The sequence below is a fragment of the Agromyces capsici genome (assembly GCF_058349965.1).
This window is the reverse complement of the sequence record NZ_JBYRET010000002.1, coordinates 78,476-94,014: the sequence shown is the minus strand read 5'-3', so window position 1 is coordinate 94,014 and position 15,539 is coordinate 78,476. Positions and strand designations below refer to the sequence as shown.

Below are 15,539 nucleotides of genomic sequence, written 5' to 3'. Positions count from 1 at the left end.
ACGAGCAGGCCCGCGACGAGCTCGTGCGCGTCGTCGCCGAGCTTGAGCAGGGTTCGGCCACGCTCGAGCAGTCGCTCGCGCTCTGGGAACGCGGCGAGGCGCTCGCCCAGCGCTGCGAGGAGTGGCTGCTCGGCGCCAGGGCCCGACTCGACGCGGCGCGCGCCGGGGCCGCCGGCGCCGCGGCGTCCACCACCGCCACCGCCACCGACGGCGGCGAGGGCTGATGGCCCGTCGCGAACCCCGGGTCGTCGCCGAGCTCGGCCGCCCCGAGACGCCCGAGGAGACCGCGCAGCGCAAGGCCGACGACGCCCTCAAGCGCCGTCAGCGGCAGACGGTCAAGAACCTCATCGGCTCGCTCGTCGCGAGCCTCGCGGTCGTCGCCGTGATCGTCCTGATCGTGCCGCGCAGCGACACCCCGATCGAGCGCGACGTCGACGTGGCCTCCGTCGCGGCTCAGGCGCAGGTCGGGATCGAGCCCGAACTCGCGGTGCCCGAGCTGCCCGAGGGCTGGCGCTCGAACGATGCGTCGCTGCGGTCGCGCGAGGCCGACGGCGTCACCGCGTGGTACGCGGGCTACCTCACGCCGAGCGACGAGTACGCCGGCATGTACCAGGGCCTCGGAGCGAACCCCACGTGGACCGCCGACCTGCTCGCGAACACCGCGGCCACCGGCGTCGTCACGATCGACGGCGTCGAGTGGACCGTCTACGACAACCGCGAATCCGACGCCGACGTCGGCAACGCCCGCTACGGCCTCGTCACCGAGGCGGGCGAGAGCACGTTCGTGCTCATCGGCACCGCCGACCCCGAGGAGTTCGAGACCCTGGCCCGGGCGATCGTCCCGGCCATCGATGCGCAGCGCTGAGAGAGGAGCGGCCGTGAGCCACCCCGTCCCCGCACGACCGACCACCCCCGCCGAGACCTGGCGCGAGCTCCGCGCCGGCAACGCCCGGTTCATCGCCGGCACTCCGCAGCATCCGCGGCAGGATGTCGAGCGCCGCACCGAACTCGCCGGCCAGCAGCGCCCGCTCGTGGCGATCTTCGGCTGCAGCGACTCGCGCCTCGCGGCCGAGATCATCTTCGACGTCGGCCTCGGCGACGCCTTCGTGGTGCGCAACGCCGGGCAGGTCATCTCCGAGGACGTGATCGGCTCCCTCGAGTACGCGGTCGGCGTGCTGGGCGTGCCGCTCATCCTCGTGCTCGGCCACGACCACTGCGGGGCCGTGCGCGCCGCGATCGACACGCAGGGCGCCGAGCCCGACCCGCTTCCCGCGCATATCGCGTCGCTCGTCGAGCGCATCGTGCCCGCGGTGCGGCGCGTCGCGGGCACCGACCAGGGACCCATCGAGCCCGACGCGATCGACGCCGGGTTCGTCGGCCGGGAGCACCTGCGCGACACCGTGGCCGAGCTGCTCGACCGCTCCGAGGTGATCAGCGACGCGATCGCAGCGGGTACGCTGGCTGTCGTCGGCGCGAACTACCGCCTGCTCGAGGGCCGCGCCGAGACCGACATCGCAGTCGGTCGCATCTGAGGCCGACGGCGGCATCCGCCCGCTGCACGCCCTGTGCCGGAACGACGCCGCCGAGATCGAAGGGGAACACACCGTGGTGGACAACGCCGCCGACTACCGGATCGAACACGACACGATGGGCGAGGTGCGGGTCCCCGCGTCGGCGCTGTACCGCGCGCAGACGCAGCGCGCCGTCGAGAACTTCCCCATCTCGGGCAAGGGGCTCGAGCCCGCGCAGGTCGCGGCGCTCGCGCGCATCAAGAAGTCCGCGGCGCTCGCCAACGCCCGCCTCGGCGTGCTCGACAGCCAGGTGGCGCAGGCGATCGCCGACGCCGCCGACGACGTCATCGACGGCCGCGTGGGCTTCGCCGAGCACTTCCCGGTCGACGTCTACCAGACCGGCTCGGGCACGTCCTCGAACATGAACATGAACGAGGTGCTCGCGACGCTCGCGACCGAGAAGCTCGGCAGCCCGGTGCACCCGAACGACCACGTCAACGCGTCGCAGTCCTCGAACGACGTGTTCCCGACCTCGGTGCACATCGCCGTCACGGCCGCGCTCATCGACGACCTCATCCCCTCGCTCGACCACCTCGCGGTCGCGCTCGAGGCGAAGGCCGAGGCGTGGGCCGGCATCGTCAAGGCCGGCCGCACGCACCTCATGGACGCCACGCCCGTGACGCTCGGCCAGGAGTTCGGCGGCTACGCCCGGCAGGTCCGCCTCGGCATCGAGCGCGTGCAGTCGGCCCTCCCGCGTGTCGCCGAGGTCCCGCTCGGCGGCACCGCGGTCGGCACCGGCATCAACACCCCGGCCGGCTTCCCGCAGCTGGTCATCGAGCTGCTCCAGCAGGAGACCGAGCTGCCGATCACCGAGGCGGCCGACCACTTCGAGGCGCAGGCGAACCGCGACGGCCTCGTCGAGGCGTCGGGCGCGCTGCGCACCATCGCGGTGAGCCTCACCAAGATCTGCAACGACCTGCGCTGGATGGGCTCGGGCCCCAACACGGGCCTCGGCGAGCTGTACATCCCCGACCTGCAGCCCGGCTCCTCGATCATGCCGGGCAAGGTCAACCCGGTCGTGCCCGAGGCGGTCCTCATGGTCGCCTCGCGCGTGGTCGGCAACGACGCCACGATCGCCTGGGCCGGCGCCTCGGGCTCGTTCGAGCTCAACGTGCAGATCCCCGTCATGGGCACGGCGCTGCTCGAATCGATCCGCCTGCTCGCCAACTCGGTGCGCGTGCTCGCCGACAAGACCGTCGACGGCCTGCAGGCCAACGAGGAGCGCACCTCTGCGCTCGCGGGCATGTCGCCCTCGATCGTGACGCCGCTGAACAAGATCATCGGCTACGAGGCCGCCGCGAAGATCGCCAAGCACTCGGTCGCCAAGGGCATCACGGTCCGCGAGGCCGTGATCGACCTCGGCCACGTCGAGCGGGGCGACCTCACCGAGGCCCAGCTCGACGAGGCGCTGCACCTGCTCTCGATGACGCGGCCGCCGCAGGCGAAGTAGCAGCCGGCCTCCCTCGATCCTCCGCGCGGCGCGCCCGGGCGTCGACCTTTCAACGCGCGACGGTCAAGGCTGGTGAACGCGCGTCATCGTCGCGCGAGTTCGTCGCAGATGCGGGAGCCGGAGCTTCGATCCAACAGCAGAATTCGGGATCACCGGCGTTCGAATGCACACCGCTTTCGGTGACGCGGCGCGGGAGAGTATGCTCCCGACGCAAAGGGTGTCCTGTTGAACGAATCGCGGCAGTCTGTTCATCCGCTCATGCCGGCCCTTCAAGCATGCGCGTCAGTGTTCGGCGCGTTGCTCGTGTTCTATTTGATGCTCGATGCGGCGAGATGGTGGGAAACCGACGAGGATTTGAGTGAGGGATACTCGCTGTGGGCGGGGGCGATCTCGATCTCAATCGTCATCTGGTTCTTCATTCTGATTGCCGGGGTGCGAGCGAACGGAGCTGCGGGCAGGCTCGATCGGTCGAGCCGGTGGCGGGTATTCGCTTCCTTGCTTCTCCTCGGGGTGCTCGCATGGGCGGTCACCCGGTTCCTTGCGTTGATGGGTCGGGGAGACGGCACGTCGGAGTGGAGCGATCCGTTTCGCACGCTCGTCTCAGTCGTCACGGCGCTTGCTTTCATATCGGCGAGCCCGTGGTTGTTGCTCGTATGGACTACCCATGGGCGACTTGGCGAACTCCGCATGACGATCTCTCGCATCATCACCCCGAGGCCCGATGACGAATTCGACCCGCGCATAGTCGATGCACGCCGCGTGCGCTCGGCAATCGGCGAATTAGACGCCATTTGGCGAACGGTGGAGCGGTCGAGCCTCGCCATTGCCCTCCTCCTCTCGACCGTTGTCGTCGACACGGCATTTCTCAGGATGGCTCGAATAGCCGCCGGAACCTCGCCCGATGACTTTCCCGGCTGGACCGTCGTCGGATATGGGGCGTTCTTCGCACTCGTGCTCGTCCTCATTCTCACTCCGGTCCTCATCGGGTGGCGTGAGGACGGGATGCGCTTGGTCGAGAAGGCGCTGGGGGAACCGCGCTCCGGCGTTCCGAGTCCGTCCCAGCGCGAAGCCCGCGCGAGGTTGCTCATGCGAATCGGGCTTGATCGACCGACCTTCCTGCGGCCGATCACGCTCTTGAGTGTCCTCGCACCGTTCCTTACTGGATTCGTCACCTCACTGATCCCGGCATGAGGCCTCGATCGGTCGCCGCCCGGCGAGGCCCAGGCTGATGCCCGTTCGCCGACGTCGTGCCGGTGCTACGCCAGCTCGGTGCCGTCGAGCATCTCCGAGACGAGCGCCGCGATCGCCGAGCGCTCCGAGCGGGTGAGCGTGATGTGCGCGAAGAGCGGATGCCCCTTCAGCGTCTCGATCACGCTCGCGACGCCGTCGTGCCGGCCGACGCGCAGGTTGTCGCGCTGGGCGACGTCGTGGGTGAGCACCACGCGCGAGTTCTGCCCGATGCGGCTGAGGACCGTGAGCAGCACGTTGCGCTCGAGCGACTGCGCCTCGTCGACGATCACGAAGGCGTCGTGCAGCGACCGGCCGCGGATGTGCGTGAGCGGCAGCACCTCGAGTATGCCCCGGTCGACGACCTCGTCGAGCACGTTGTCGGAGACGACCGAGCCGAGCGTGTCGAAGACGGCCTGGCCCCACGGGTTCATCTTCTCGCCCTGGTCGCCGGGAAGGTAGCCGAGTTCCTGACCGCCGACCGCGTACAGCGGGCGGAACACCATGATCTTCTTGTGCTGCTGCCGCTCGAGCACCGCCTCGAGCCCGGCGCAGAGCGCGAGCGCCGACTTGCCGGTGCCGGCGCGACCGCCGAGCGAGAGGATCCCGATCTCGGGGTCGAGCAGCAGGTCGATCGCGAGACGCTGCTCGGCCGAGCGGCCGTGCACGCCGAACAGCTCACGGTCGCCGCGCACGAGCTTCACCTCGCCGGGTCCGACGATACGACCGAGTGCGGAGCCCCGCTCCGAGTGGATGACGAGGCCGGTGTTGATCGGCATCCCCTCCACCTCGCTCGTCTGCATCGCCTCGTGCTCGTAGAGCTTGGCCATGTCGTTCGACCCCAGGGAGAGCTCGGCCATGCCCGTCCAGCCCGGGTCGTGGGCGAGCTCGGCGCGGTATTCCTGGGCGTCGATGCCGATCGAGGCGGCCTTCACGCGCAGCGGGAGGTCCTTCGAGACGATGGTGACCGCGACGCCGTCGTGCGCGAGGTTGGCGGCGCACGCGAGGATGCGCGAGTCGTTGTCGCCCAACTGCAGGCCGCTCGGCAGCACCGACTGGCTCGAGTGGTTGAGCTCGACGCGCAACGATCCGCCGTCGCCGACGGGGATCGGGAAGTCGAGGCGTTCGTGCTCGACACGGAGGTCGTCGAGGATGCGCAGCGCCTTGCGCGCGAAGAAGCCGATCTCGGGGTCGTTGCGCTTCGACTCGAGTTCGGTGATGACCACCACGGGCAGCACCACGGGGTGCTCGGCGAAGCGGAACAGGGCGCGCGGGTCGGAGAGCAGCACCGACGTGTCGAGCACGTACGTGCGTTCGGCCTGCGCGGCGCCCCCGGGCGTCGCGTCGGCGGGCCGCGTGCGGCGCGCTTCCGACTCGACCGGACCGAGGGGCTTGGTGGGTTCGACAGAGGTCACGACCGCTCCTGCCCCGAGCTCTCGCTCGGCTCTCGCGCCGGCGGGCGATCCCTCCACGAGCGGTTCACGAGCCGACTCGACCGGGCGACTTGCCCGATGCCTCGACGGTACGTCCGACCACCGACGAACGGGCAAGCGACACGCGGCGCGACATCCGCTGTTCACATATCGTGGACGATCGGCTCACCGCCCGCCCGGTCAGTCAGTACGTGGCGGCGGTGTTGAACGACACGAACGCGCCGCGCAGCATCTCGACGGTGTCCTCCGACAGCACGGCGTGCACGCTGAGGCGCACCGTGCCGAGCCGGGTGGTCGCCGTGACGCCGTGGTTGTGCAGCGACGCCGTGAGGACCGTGACGTGCTCGGGCTCGGGCTCGAGCACGACGATGCCGGCGCGCTCCCGCTCGTCGCGCGACGAGGCGACCGGCATCGCGAACTCGTCGGCCAGGTCGATGACCCGGCTGACGTTCTCGGCGATGCGGGCGTTGACCTCGGGCACGCCGACCGCGGCGAGCTCCTCGAGGGCCGCCGCGAAGCGGGCCTGCGCCATGGGGTCGGGGTTCGACACGCGGTACGCTCGCGCGCCCGCGGCGGGCGGCGGCACCTCGTCCCACACCTCGTCGTCCTCGGTGCCGGTGTAGCCCGAGAACACGGGCGTGAGACGCTCGAGGGCCCGCGGCGAGAGCGCCATGACGCCCGTGCCCCAGCCCGCCCGGCACCACTTCTGCCCTCCCGTGACGACCACGTCGGCGAGCTCCCACGGTGCGTCGACGATCCCGAAGCCCTGGATGGCGTCGACGATGAGCAGCCGGTCTCCGATGACCTGCCGGACCCCCTCGAGGTCGCACAGGTAGCCGGTGCGGCTGTCGACGAGGCTGACCGCGACGGCGGCCACATTGGCCTCGAGCTGCTCGCGGATCCGGCCCGGCGTGACCTTGCCGTGGTCGGTCTCGAGCCAGGCCGGCTGCACCGAGTGCAGGGCCTCGTTGGCGCGCACCGCGGCGATCGGCACGCTCGGGAACTCCCCCGGCGAGAGCAGCACGGTGCCGGTGAGCCCGAACATGGCGTGCATGAGCCCGGTCGACGTGTTCGGGATCGACACGATGCGCTCGGCGGGCGTGCCCGTCAGGGCCGAGGCCGCGGCGCGGAGCCGCGCGTCCTGTTCGCCGAAGGCCTCCAGGCTGCCGTGCCGGGCCCGTTCGAGCACCTGCGTGAACGCCAGTGCCTCCTCGGCGGCGACTCGGGCGAGCGGCCCGACCCGCGCGTAGTCGAGGTAGCCGGGTTCCTCGCCGAAGCCGGCCGCGTAGTCGTCGATGGTCACCTGGGTGCGACCCCCTCTCGGAGCCATACTGGCAGACGGGGGACGGATGGCCGGCCGATCAGCCGCCGAACCGCCGATGCCGCATGGTGTAGTCGCGGATGGCGCGCAGCAGGTCGACCTCGCGCAGGTCGGGCCCGAGCGCCTCGACGAAGTAGAACTCGCTGTGCGCGGCCTGCCAGAGCATGAAGTCGCTGAGCCGCTGCTCGCCCGACGTGCGGATGACGAGGTCGGGGTCGGGCTGTCCGCCCGTGTACAGGTGCTCGCCGATCAGCTCGGGCGTCAGGCGCTCCGCCAGGTCTTCCAGGCTGCGCCCCTCGGCGTGGTGGGACGCGACGATCGAGCGCATCGCATCGGTGATCTCCTTGCGGCCGCCGTAGCCGACCGCGAGGTTCACGTGCAGGCCCGTCTTGCCGGCGGTGCGCTGCTCCGCGGCATCCAGCGCAGCGACCAGCGGCTCCGGGAGCCCGGCGTCGGAGCCGACGTGCTGCACGCGCCAGTCGCGGTAGTGGCTGAGCTCCTCGGCCAGGTCGGCGATGATCTCGATGAGGTCGGCGAGCTCCTCGGTCGTACGGTTGACGAGGTTGTCGCTCGAGAGCAGGTAGAGCGTCACGACCCGGATGCCGAGCTCGTCGCACCACTCGAGGAACTCGCGCATCTTCGCGGCGCCCGCCCGGTGGCCATGCGCGGCGGAGTCGTAGCCGAGCTGCTTGGCCCACCGCCGATTGCCGTCGATGATCATCGCGACGTGGTGCGGGAGCTCGGCCTGGTCGAGCTCGCGCTTGAGCCGCTTCTGGTAGAGCCGGTAGAGGAGGCCGCGACCGGAGTGATGATCGCCTGTCTGCACGCGACTACGCTACCCCCGCCCGAGGGCGACGGCTCACAGCAAGCCGTGATGCAGGCGGCCCTACGCTTGGCCCATGAGCGCCCAAGAGCCCGAGGATGTCGCCGAGCACCTCCATCGCCCGGCCTCCGAGCTCGACGAGGCCGACGCGGCCGTCGCCCTCGACGAGCGCCGCGGACCCGAACTGCCCAACGTCCCATTCATCGACGCGTCGACCGAGCATCCGGCCGAGCTGCGGCCGACCTGGCGCGGCTGGATCCACGCGGGAACGTTCCCGCTCACGATCGCCGCGGGCATCGTGCTGATCACGCTCGCCGAGGGCCCGTGGGCGAAGTGGGCGTCGGCGGTGTTCACGCTCACGTCCATGCTGCTGTTCGGCAACTCCGCGTTGTACCACCGGTTCGACTGGAAGCCGCGCACGAAGGTGATCCTCAAGCGCATCGACCACGCGAACATCTTCCTGCTCATCGCGGGCACGTACACGCCGTTGGCGCTGCTCGCGCTCCCGCCCGACAAGGGGTTCGTGCTGCTCGCGATCGTGTGGGGCGGCGCACTGATCGGCATCGGGTTCCGCGTGTTCTGGATCACCGCGCCCCGGTGGCTGTACGTGCCGCTCTACCTCCTGCTCGGCTGGGCGGCCGTCATGTACCTCGGCGACCTGCTCGCGGTGAGCGTGGCGATGATGGTGCTCGTGATCGTCGGCGGCATCCTGTACACGATCGGCGCGGTCGTCTACGGCATCAAGAAGCCGAACCCGTGGCCCGGCCACTTCGGCTTCCACGAGATCTTCCACGTGTGCACCGTGCTGGCGTTCATGTGCCACTGGACGGCGACGCTGATCATCGCGATCGAGCCCGCCTTCCACGCGGGCTGAGCCGGCTCGCCCCCAGGCGCTACTCGGGCTTGGCGGGCGGGGTGTCGGATGCCGCGGCATCCGTCGGCCCGTTCGCCTCGCGCTCCTCGGCCTCGATGCGGTCGCGCGCCTCGGCACGGTAGTTCACGCGGCGGATGCGGCGCACCATGTCGAGCACGAGCAGCACGACCACGGCCATGATGATGAACGTGATGACGAAGCCCTCGACGCCGGGCGTGACGTCGTTCGGGTCGAACTCCTCTTCCGCGGCCACGGCGATGAGGGACGTGACGGCGGGCACGACGAGCATCGGATTCCCTTCAGGGGGCGGGGTTAGGCTGGATGCCAAGCCTAGACGATCGAGCCGGGAAGGAGCCGGGCGGTGCCCCCACGTGAGTCCGCGGATGCCGCGGCCGAGGACGCCGTGCTCGACGGCACCCCCGCGACCGACCCCGCCGGACCCGCGGCATCCGGTCTGGCCGACCGGTACGGCCGCACGCCCACGCGGCGGCGCCGCGAGCGGCTGCTGCTCGTCGGCGCGGCGATCGCGTTCGCCGTCGTGCTCGTGGCCTGGGTCGCGTGGGCCGGGCTCGACGGCAGCCGTCCGCAGGTGCAGGCCACCGACCTCGGGCACCGGCTGCTCGACGACCGCTCGGTCGAGGTCACCTGGCGGCTCTCCGTGCCCGAGGGCAACGAGACCGCCTGCATCGTGCAGGCGTTCAACGAGGACTTCACGGTCGTCGGCTGGAAGGTGGTCGAGATCCCCGCGTCCGACCGGCCGCTGCGCACCTTCACCGAGCGTGTGCGCACCGCACAGGAGGCCAACACCGGTTTGGTCCAGGGCTGCTGGCTGATCTAGAATGGGAAATTCGCTCCGGCAGATGCTGGGGCGTCACGTATATCCACGGGAGTGTGCACCATGGCGCAGGACGCCACCGCGACGACCACCTGGCTGACCCAGGAGGCCTACGATCGGCTCGCAGGCGAGCTCGCGCACCTCTCCACCACCGGCCGCGAGGAGATCGCGAAGCGCATCGAGGCCGCGCGTGAGGAGGGCGACCTCAAGGAGAACGGCGGGTACCACGCCGCGAAGGACGAGCAGGGCAAGCAGGAGGCCCGCATCCGCCAGCTCACCGAGCTGCTGCGCACCGCCGAGGTCGGCGAGGCGCCCCGCTCGAGCGGCGTCGTCGAGTCCGGCACCGTCATCACCGCGATCGTCGCGGGCGACGAGGAGCGCTTCCTCATCGGCAGCCGCGAGATCGCCGGCGACTCCGAGCTCGACGTCTTCAGCGAGCAGTCGCCCCTGGGCGCCGCGATCCTCGGCCTGAAGGTCGGCGAGAAGACCAGCTACACCGCCCCCAACGGCCGCGAGATCGCGGTCGAGGTCACGGGCGTGGAGACCTGGGGCGGGCAGTGATCCGCAGCTCGGCGACCCGCTGAGCCCCCATCGCGAACGGCCCCTCCTCGGAGGGGCCGTTCGTCATTCCTCGATGATCTCGGGCTCGTAGCCCGCGCGACGCAGCACCTCGACGACCTCGTCGCGGTGCGCCGGGCCGCGCGTCTCGACCGAGAGCTGCAGCGCGACCTCGGAGATCTGCATGCCCGCGCCGTGGCGGGTGTGCAGCACCTCGACGACGTTCGCCTTGGCCTCGGCGAGCAGCTCGGCGATGCGCGCGAGCTGGCCGGGCCGGTCGGGCAGGCCGATCCGCAGCGTGAGGTAGCGATCGGAGGCCGCGAGGCCGTGCGCGATCACGCGCTGCATGAGCAGCGGGTCGATGTTTCCGCCCGACAGCAGCACCACGATCGGCCCCTCGGAGCGCACCTTGCCGGTCATCAGCGCGGCGACGCCGACCGCGCCCGCCGGCTCGACGACGAGCTTCGCACGCTCGAGCAGCACGAGCAGGGCGCGCGCGATGTCGTCCTCGGTGACGGTGACGATCTCGTCGATCGTCTCGCGGATGATCGCGAAGTTGAGCTCCCCCGGGCGGTACACGGCGATGCCGTCGGCGATGGTCGGCACGACCGGCACCGACGTCGGCTCGCCGGCGGAGAGCGACGGTGGGTACGGCGAGGCGTTCTCGGCCTGGACGCCGATGACGCGCACGGTCGTGCCGAGCTGCGCGGCTCGGAGCTTGGCCGCGCTCGCGACGCCGGCCGCGAGGCCACCGCCGCCGATCGGGACGACGATGGTCGCGACATCCGGGACCTGCTCGAGGATCTCGAGCCCCAGCGTGCCCTGGCCGGCGACGACGTCGGGGTGGTCGAACGGCGGGATGATGGTCGCACCGGTCTCGGCGGCGAACGCCGCCGCGGCGTCGAGCGTCTCGCCGATCGAGTCGCCGCGCAGCACCACGTCGGCGCCGTACGCGCGCGTGGCCTCGAGCTTGGGCAGCGCGACGCCGACGGGCATGAAGATCGTGGCGTGGATGCCGAGCTCGCGCGCGGCGTACGCGACGCCCTGCGCGTGGTTGCCGGCCGACGCGGCCACGACGCCGCGCGCCCGCTCGTCGGGCGGGAGCGCCGACATCCGGTTGTACGCGCCGCGGAGCTTGTACGAGCCCGTGCGCTGCAGGTTCTCGCACTTGAGGTGCACCGGCACGCCCTCGAGCCGGCCGAGGAACCGGGAGGTCTCCATGGGCGTGCGCCGGGCGATCTCGGCGACCGTGCGCTGCGCGCGCTCGAACGTGGCGAGGTCTGGTCCGGGCCAGGCGGCCTCGGGCGTGGGCGCCGGGACCGAGGCGGAGGCGTCTAGTCGAGCGTCGAGGGCGTGGTTCATGTCACCGTCCGTATCCGGGGCGCTGCGGTACCGTGCGCCAGAGCGGGGAATGGGTCTCGGCCGGCGAAGGAGGCTCGGCCTGCTTCCACGTGCCGCCTGAGATGTAGAGGATCATGACGTTCCCGACCGCCGCGATCGGGACCGCGAACAGCGCGCCGGGGATGCCGGCCAGCAGCGAGCCGGTCGTGACGGCGATCACGACGCCGAGCGGGTGGACCTTGACGGCCGTCCCCATGATGAGCGGCTGCAGGATGTGGCCCTCGACCTGCTGCACGAGCAGCACCACGCCGAGCATCGCCAGCGCGATGCCCCAGCCGTTGTAGACCAGCGCGACGAACACGGCGAGCGCACCGGTGACGACCGCGCCGACGATCGGCACGAACGAGCCGAGGAAGACCAGGATCGCGATGGGGATCGCGAGGGGCACGCCGAGCAGCAGGGCGCCGAGGCCGATCCCGACCGCGTCGATCGAGGCGACGAGGATCTGCACCTTCACGAAGTTCTCGAGCGTGGCCCAGCCCGAGCGGCCGGCGCCATCGATCGCGGCGCGCGCGCGGCGCGGGAATATGCCGACGATCCAGTACCAGATGTGGCGGCCGTCGATCAGGATGAACAGGGTCGCGAACAGGGCGAGCAGGAGACCCGCGAGGAAGTGCCCGATCGACGAGCTGACGGACAGCGCGCCCGTCACGAGCACGCCGCTGTCCTGCTGCACGGAGTCGACCACCTGCTGCACGAGCGCATCGAACTGCTCGGGCGTGACGTGCAGCGGGCCCTCGAGCAGCCAGGCGCGGAAGTCCTCCCACGCGACCACGGTCTGCGCGGCGAGGTCGCCCGAACCGCGGACGATCTGCGAGATGCCGAGCGTGAGCAGGCCCCCCACGCCGAGGATCGTGGCGAGCATCGCGACGGTGATCGCGAGCCACTTGGGCCAGCGGTGCCGCTGCAGGAACTGCGAGAACGGCACGAGCAGCGCGGAGAGCAGCACCGCGACGAGCACCGGGACGAGCACGTAGCGCAGCTGGATGATCAGGAAGATCACGACGGCGAGCACACCGCCGACCAGCAGCAGCCGCCACGACCAGGCGGCGGCGACGCGCATGGGGTAGGGCACGGATGCCGCGGCGTCGCGGGCCGGCTCGCCGGCGCCCTGCTGCGGCTGCGGCGTGCGGGCGGCGCGGCGTGCGCGCTGCCGTCGCACGCGCGAGGCCCCGTTCCCCTCGGTCACCGTCCCAGTCTAGGCGGGGCGGCGGACGGGTTCCGCCGGATGTCGGCGCCCCCCGTTAGGGTCGGACCATCATGGTCGACAGCGTCAGTCCCGCCCTCGCACGCCGCATCGCCCTCGCCGCCCAGGGCTTCGGCCGCCCGACCGTCGCCGCCCCGGGCACGCGCCAGCTCGCCGGGCTGGTCGATCGGCTCGCGGTGCTGCAGATCGATTCGGTCAACGTGTTCGAGCGCAGCCACTACCTGCCCGCGTTCAGTCGGCTCGGCGCGTACGACCGCGGCCTGCTCGACCGACTCACGACCGGGCGCCGCGGGCGGATGGTCGAATCGTGGGCGCACCAAGCCGCGTTCATCCCCCGCGAACTGTGGCCGTTCTTCGAGTTCCGCCGCGAGGAGTACCGGCGCAAGGGCAGCCAGTGGGGCGGATGGCTCGTCGAGAACCGCCCGCTCGGCGACTGGCTCCGCGCCGAGCTCGCCGCCAACGGCCCGATGCGCGCGAGCGAGATCGAGCACGATGCCAATGAGCGCCGCGGGTCGTGGTGGGGCTGGTCCGACGTGAAGCGCACGCTCGAGTGGATGTTCCTCGTCGGCGAGGTCGTGTGCGTCGAGCGCGTCCGGTTCGAGCGCGTCTACGCGCTGCCCGAGCAGGCGCTCCCGGCCGAGTTGCTCGAGGCGCCGATCCCCGAGGTCGATGCGGTGCGCGAGCTCGTGCGGCGCGCGTCGGTCGCCCTCGGCATCGCCACCGAGGCCGACCTCGCCGATTACTGGCGAATGAAGCGTGCACCCGTGCGCGTCGCGATCCGCGACCTCGAGGAGGCCGGCGAGCTGCTGCCGGTCGAGGTGCCCGGCTGGGTCACCGGCGCCCGCGCCACCCCGACCTGGGTGCATCGCGACGCCCGGCGCCCCCGGCGGATCGACGCCGCGGCGGTGCTGTCGCCGTTCGACCCGGTCGTGTGGTTCCGCCCGCGCACCGAGCGGCTGTTCGACTTCCACTACCGCATCGAGATCTACACGCCGGAGCCCGACCGCAAGTTCGGGTACTACTCGCTGCCCGTGCTCGTCGACGACGATGTCGTCGGCCGCGTCGATCTCAAGAGCGACCGCAAGGCCAAGGTGCTCCGGGTGCAGTCGGCGTGGATCGAGCACGGCGCGCCCGATGAGACGGCGGCACGACTGCATCCCGTCCTCGCGGAGGCGGCGGCGTGGCAGGGCCTCGACGACATCGAGGTCGTCGGCCGGGGCGACCTCGCCCCAGCGCTCAGGGCCGAGCTCGCCGCCGCGTGAGGCGGCCTAGAAGCTGCGGCCCATCTCGGTCAGGCGCCGTACGCGCTCGCCGATCGGCGGGTGGGTCGCGAAGAGCCGGTCGATCACGCCGGGCTTGAGCGGATCGGCGATCCAGAGGTGCGCCATCGACGTGTTCTGCCGTTGCATGGGCCGGCCGTACTGCTCGAGCTTGAGCAGCGCGCGGGCGAGCGCGTCGGGGTGCCGGGTGGTCATCGCGCCCGTGGCATCCGCGAGATACTCGCGCTGGCGCGACACGGCGAGTTGCACCATGCTCGCGACGAGGGGCGCGACGAGCATCGCGACGAGCCCGAAGACCAGCACGATGGGGTTGTTGTTATTGCCCCGCCCGAAGAACGTCATGCGCAGGAACAGGTCGGAGATGAACCCGATCGCGACGACCAGGCCGAACACGATCATCGACAGCCGGATGTCGTAGTTGCGGACGTGCCCGAGCTCGTGGGCCATGACGCCCTCGAGTTCGGAGTCGTCCATGATCTCGAGGAGGCCCGTCGTCGCGGCGACGACCGCGTGCTGCGGGTCGCGGCCCGTCGCGAACGCGTTCGGCGCCGGATCGGAGATGACGAACACCCGCGGCATGGGCGTGCCGGTCGTGATCGACAGGTTCTCGACGGTTCGCCAGAGCCGCGGATGGTCGGACACGCTGCGGATCTCGACCGCGCCCGACATCGACAGCGCCTGCCGATCGGCGGTGTAGTACTGGAACAGCGCGTACCCGGTCGCGATCACCAGGGTCACCACGACGATCGTGAGGTCGCCGTAGATCACCGAGGCCAGGTAGCCCAGGCCGCCGACGATGACGAGGAAGAGCAGGATCGTGAAGACGGTGTTGCGCTTGTTCCGGGCGATCGCTCGGTACATCTATTGGCCTTGGGTTTCGATACGCGGCACGCTGCGCGCGCTGCTACTCAACCTTGATGCGTGCTTCGCGCGCATCAAAACTGCACGCGGGGCGGTTCGGAGATCGCCGCCGCCTCCGTGACCTCGAAGAACTCGCGCTCGTGGAAGCCCAGGCTCCGCACGAACAGCGTGTTCGGGAACACCTTGATCTTGGTGTTCAGCTCGCGCACGCCGCCGTTGTAGAACCGGCGCGACGCCTGGATCTTGTCCTCGGTGTCGACGAGCTCGCCCTGCAGCTGCAGGAAGTTCTGGCTCGCCTGCAGCTGCGGGTACGCCTCGGCGACCGCGAAGATCGACTTCAGCGCCTGCTGCATGTGGTTCTCGGCGACGCCCGCCTCAGCGGGCCCGTGTGCGGAGAGCGTCTCGGCGCGCGCCTTGGTGACGTTCTCGAACACCGCCTTCTCGTGCGCCGCATAGCCCTTCACCGCCTCGATGAGGTTCGGGATCAGGTCGGCCCGCCGCTTCAACTGCACGGTGATGTCGCTCCACGCCTCGTCGACGCGCACGTTGAGCGTGACGAGCGAGTTGTACGTCGCCCACAGGTAGATGCCGATCCCCAGGACGAGGACGATGACGATGATGAGCGGGATCAGCCATTCCATGGCGCGGACTCCTGGGTGTCGCGATGATCGGTGTACCCCGATCCTATCCATCGGATG

Annotated in this window: 17 protein-coding genes; 9 read left to right on the top strand and 8 right to left on the bottom strand. The window is 70.8% G+C overall.

From position 1 onward, the window contains the following. Window positions 1-23: 23 nt before the first annotated feature. The 5 genes from AC3RKB_RS14330 (at window position 24) to AC3RKB_RS14310 (ending at window position 4,212) form a co-directional block, all read left to right on the top strand. Window positions 24-224 (top strand): exodeoxyribonuclease VII small subunit, encoded by a 201-nt coding sequence (locus tag AC3RKB_RS14330; RefSeq protein WP_491437849.1) that lies wholly within the window; start codon window positions 24-26, stop codon window positions 222-224. Then, window positions 224-865, top strand: coding sequence for a DUF4245 domain-containing protein (locus tag AC3RKB_RS14325; RefSeq protein ID WP_491436937.1), 642 nt, complete (start codon window positions 224-226; stop codon window positions 863-865). Before AC3RKB_RS14330 ends, AC3RKB_RS14325 begins: the two co-directional genes overlap by 1 nt. Beyond that, window positions 852-1,532, top strand: a complete 681-nt coding sequence (locus AC3RKB_RS14320) for a carbonic anhydrase (RefSeq protein ID WP_491436936.1) — start codon at window positions 852-854, stop codon at window positions 1,530-1,532. The genes AC3RKB_RS14325 and AC3RKB_RS14320 overlap by 14 nt, the downstream gene beginning before the upstream one ends. 73 nt (window positions 1,533-1,605) lie before the next feature. Further along, entirely contained in the window at window positions 1,606-3,021 is a 1,416-nt protein-coding gene (locus tag AC3RKB_RS14315) for a class II fumarate hydratase (protein ID WP_491436935.1), read from the top strand. 225 nt (window positions 3,022-3,246) lie between these two features. Then, window positions 3,247-4,212 carry a hypothetical protein gene (locus AC3RKB_RS14310; protein WP_491436934.1) on the top strand — a complete coding sequence of 322 codons (966 nt, stop codon included), beginning with the start codon at window positions 3,247-3,249 and terminating at the stop codon, window positions 4,210-4,212. 65 nt (window positions 4,213-4,277) lie between these two features. Here the strand turns inward: AC3RKB_RS14310 and phoH2 are convergent, their stop codons facing one another. The 3 genes from phoH2 to AC3RKB_RS14295 form a co-directional block, all read right to left on the bottom strand. Beyond that, window positions 4,278-5,663, bottom strand: a complete 1,386-nt coding sequence (phoH2, locus tag AC3RKB_RS14305; protein ID WP_491436933.1) for an RNA 5'-3' helicase PhoH2 — start codon at window positions 5,661-5,663, stop codon at window positions 4,278-4,280. Between the two features lie 202 nt (window positions 5,664-5,865). Then, window positions 5,866-6,984 (bottom strand): aminotransferase class V-fold PLP-dependent enzyme, encoded by a 1,119-nt coding sequence (locus tag AC3RKB_RS14300; RefSeq protein WP_491436932.1) that lies wholly within the window; start codon window positions 6,982-6,984, stop codon window positions 5,866-5,868. Window positions 6,985-7,042: 58 nt separating this feature from the next. Further along, on the bottom strand, window positions 7,043-7,828 hold the full coding sequence (locus tag AC3RKB_RS14295) for an isoprenyl transferase (RefSeq protein ID WP_491436931.1): 786 nt from the start codon (window positions 7,826-7,828) through the stop codon (window positions 7,043-7,045). A gap of 73 nt (window positions 7,829-7,901) precedes the next feature. Here AC3RKB_RS14295 and trhA point away from each other — a divergent pair, with 73 nt between their 5' ends. Beyond that, window positions 7,902-8,699 carry a PAQR family membrane homeostasis protein TrhA gene (gene trhA, locus AC3RKB_RS14290; protein ID WP_491436930.1) on the top strand — a complete coding sequence of 266 codons (798 nt, stop codon included), beginning with the start codon at window positions 7,902-7,904 and terminating at the stop codon, window positions 8,697-8,699. Between the two features lie 19 nt (window positions 8,700-8,718). On the opposite strand, the gene AC3RKB_RS14285 is transcribed toward trhA, so the two are convergent. Then, window positions 8,719-8,988 (bottom strand): hypothetical protein, encoded by a 270-nt coding sequence (locus AC3RKB_RS14285; RefSeq protein ID WP_491436929.1) that lies wholly within the window; start codon window positions 8,986-8,988, stop codon window positions 8,719-8,721. A gap of 72 nt (window positions 8,989-9,060) precedes the next feature. On the opposite strand from AC3RKB_RS14285, the gene AC3RKB_RS14280 reads away from it, so the two are divergent. Both AC3RKB_RS14280 and greA read left to right on the top strand, forming a co-directional pair. Next, entirely contained in the window at window positions 9,061-9,537 is a 477-nt protein-coding gene (locus AC3RKB_RS14280; protein WP_491436928.1) for a DUF4307 domain-containing protein, read from the top strand. Window positions 9,538-9,597: 60 nt separating this feature from the next. Next, window positions 9,598-10,095: a transcription elongation factor GreA gene (greA, locus tag AC3RKB_RS14275; protein ID WP_491436927.1), complete on the top strand. Its 498-nt coding sequence runs from the start codon at window positions 9,598-9,600 to the stop codon at window positions 10,093-10,095. A gap of 63 nt (window positions 10,096-10,158) precedes the next feature. Here the strand turns inward: greA and ilvA are convergent, their stop codons facing one another. Together ilvA and AC3RKB_RS14265 are read right to left on the bottom strand one after the other, a co-directional pair. Continuing rightward, complete coding sequence (gene ilvA, locus AC3RKB_RS14270; protein WP_491436926.1) at window positions 10,159-11,454, bottom strand: threonine ammonia-lyase; 1,296 nt, start codon at window positions 11,452-11,454, stop codon at window positions 10,159-10,161. Window position 11,455: 1 nt separating this feature from the next. Then, a complete protein-coding gene (locus AC3RKB_RS14265) occupies window positions 11,456-12,682 on the bottom strand; it encodes an AI-2E family transporter (RefSeq protein ID WP_491436925.1) in 1,227 nt (408 codons plus the stop codon). Window positions 12,683-12,753: 71 nt separating this feature from the next. Between AC3RKB_RS14265 and AC3RKB_RS14260 the strand changes: the two genes are divergently transcribed. Beyond that, a complete protein-coding gene (locus AC3RKB_RS14260; protein WP_491436924.1) occupies window positions 12,754-13,962 on the top strand; it encodes a winged helix-turn-helix domain-containing protein in 1,209 nt (402 codons plus the stop codon). A 6-nt stretch (window positions 13,963-13,968) separates the two neighbouring features. Here AC3RKB_RS14260 and AC3RKB_RS14255 read toward each other — a convergent pair whose 3' ends face one another. Together AC3RKB_RS14255 and AC3RKB_RS14250 are read right to left on the bottom strand one after the other, a co-directional pair. Continuing rightward, complete coding sequence (locus AC3RKB_RS14255) at window positions 13,969-14,841, bottom strand: M48 family metalloprotease (RefSeq protein WP_491436923.1); 873 nt, start codon at window positions 14,839-14,841, stop codon at window positions 13,969-13,971. A 74-nt stretch (window positions 14,842-14,915) separates the two neighbouring features. Continuing rightward, window positions 14,916-15,482, bottom strand: a complete 567-nt coding sequence (locus tag AC3RKB_RS14250; protein WP_491436922.1) for a LemA family protein — start codon at window positions 15,480-15,482, stop codon at window positions 14,916-14,918. Window positions 15,483-15,539: the final 57 nt, after the last annotated feature.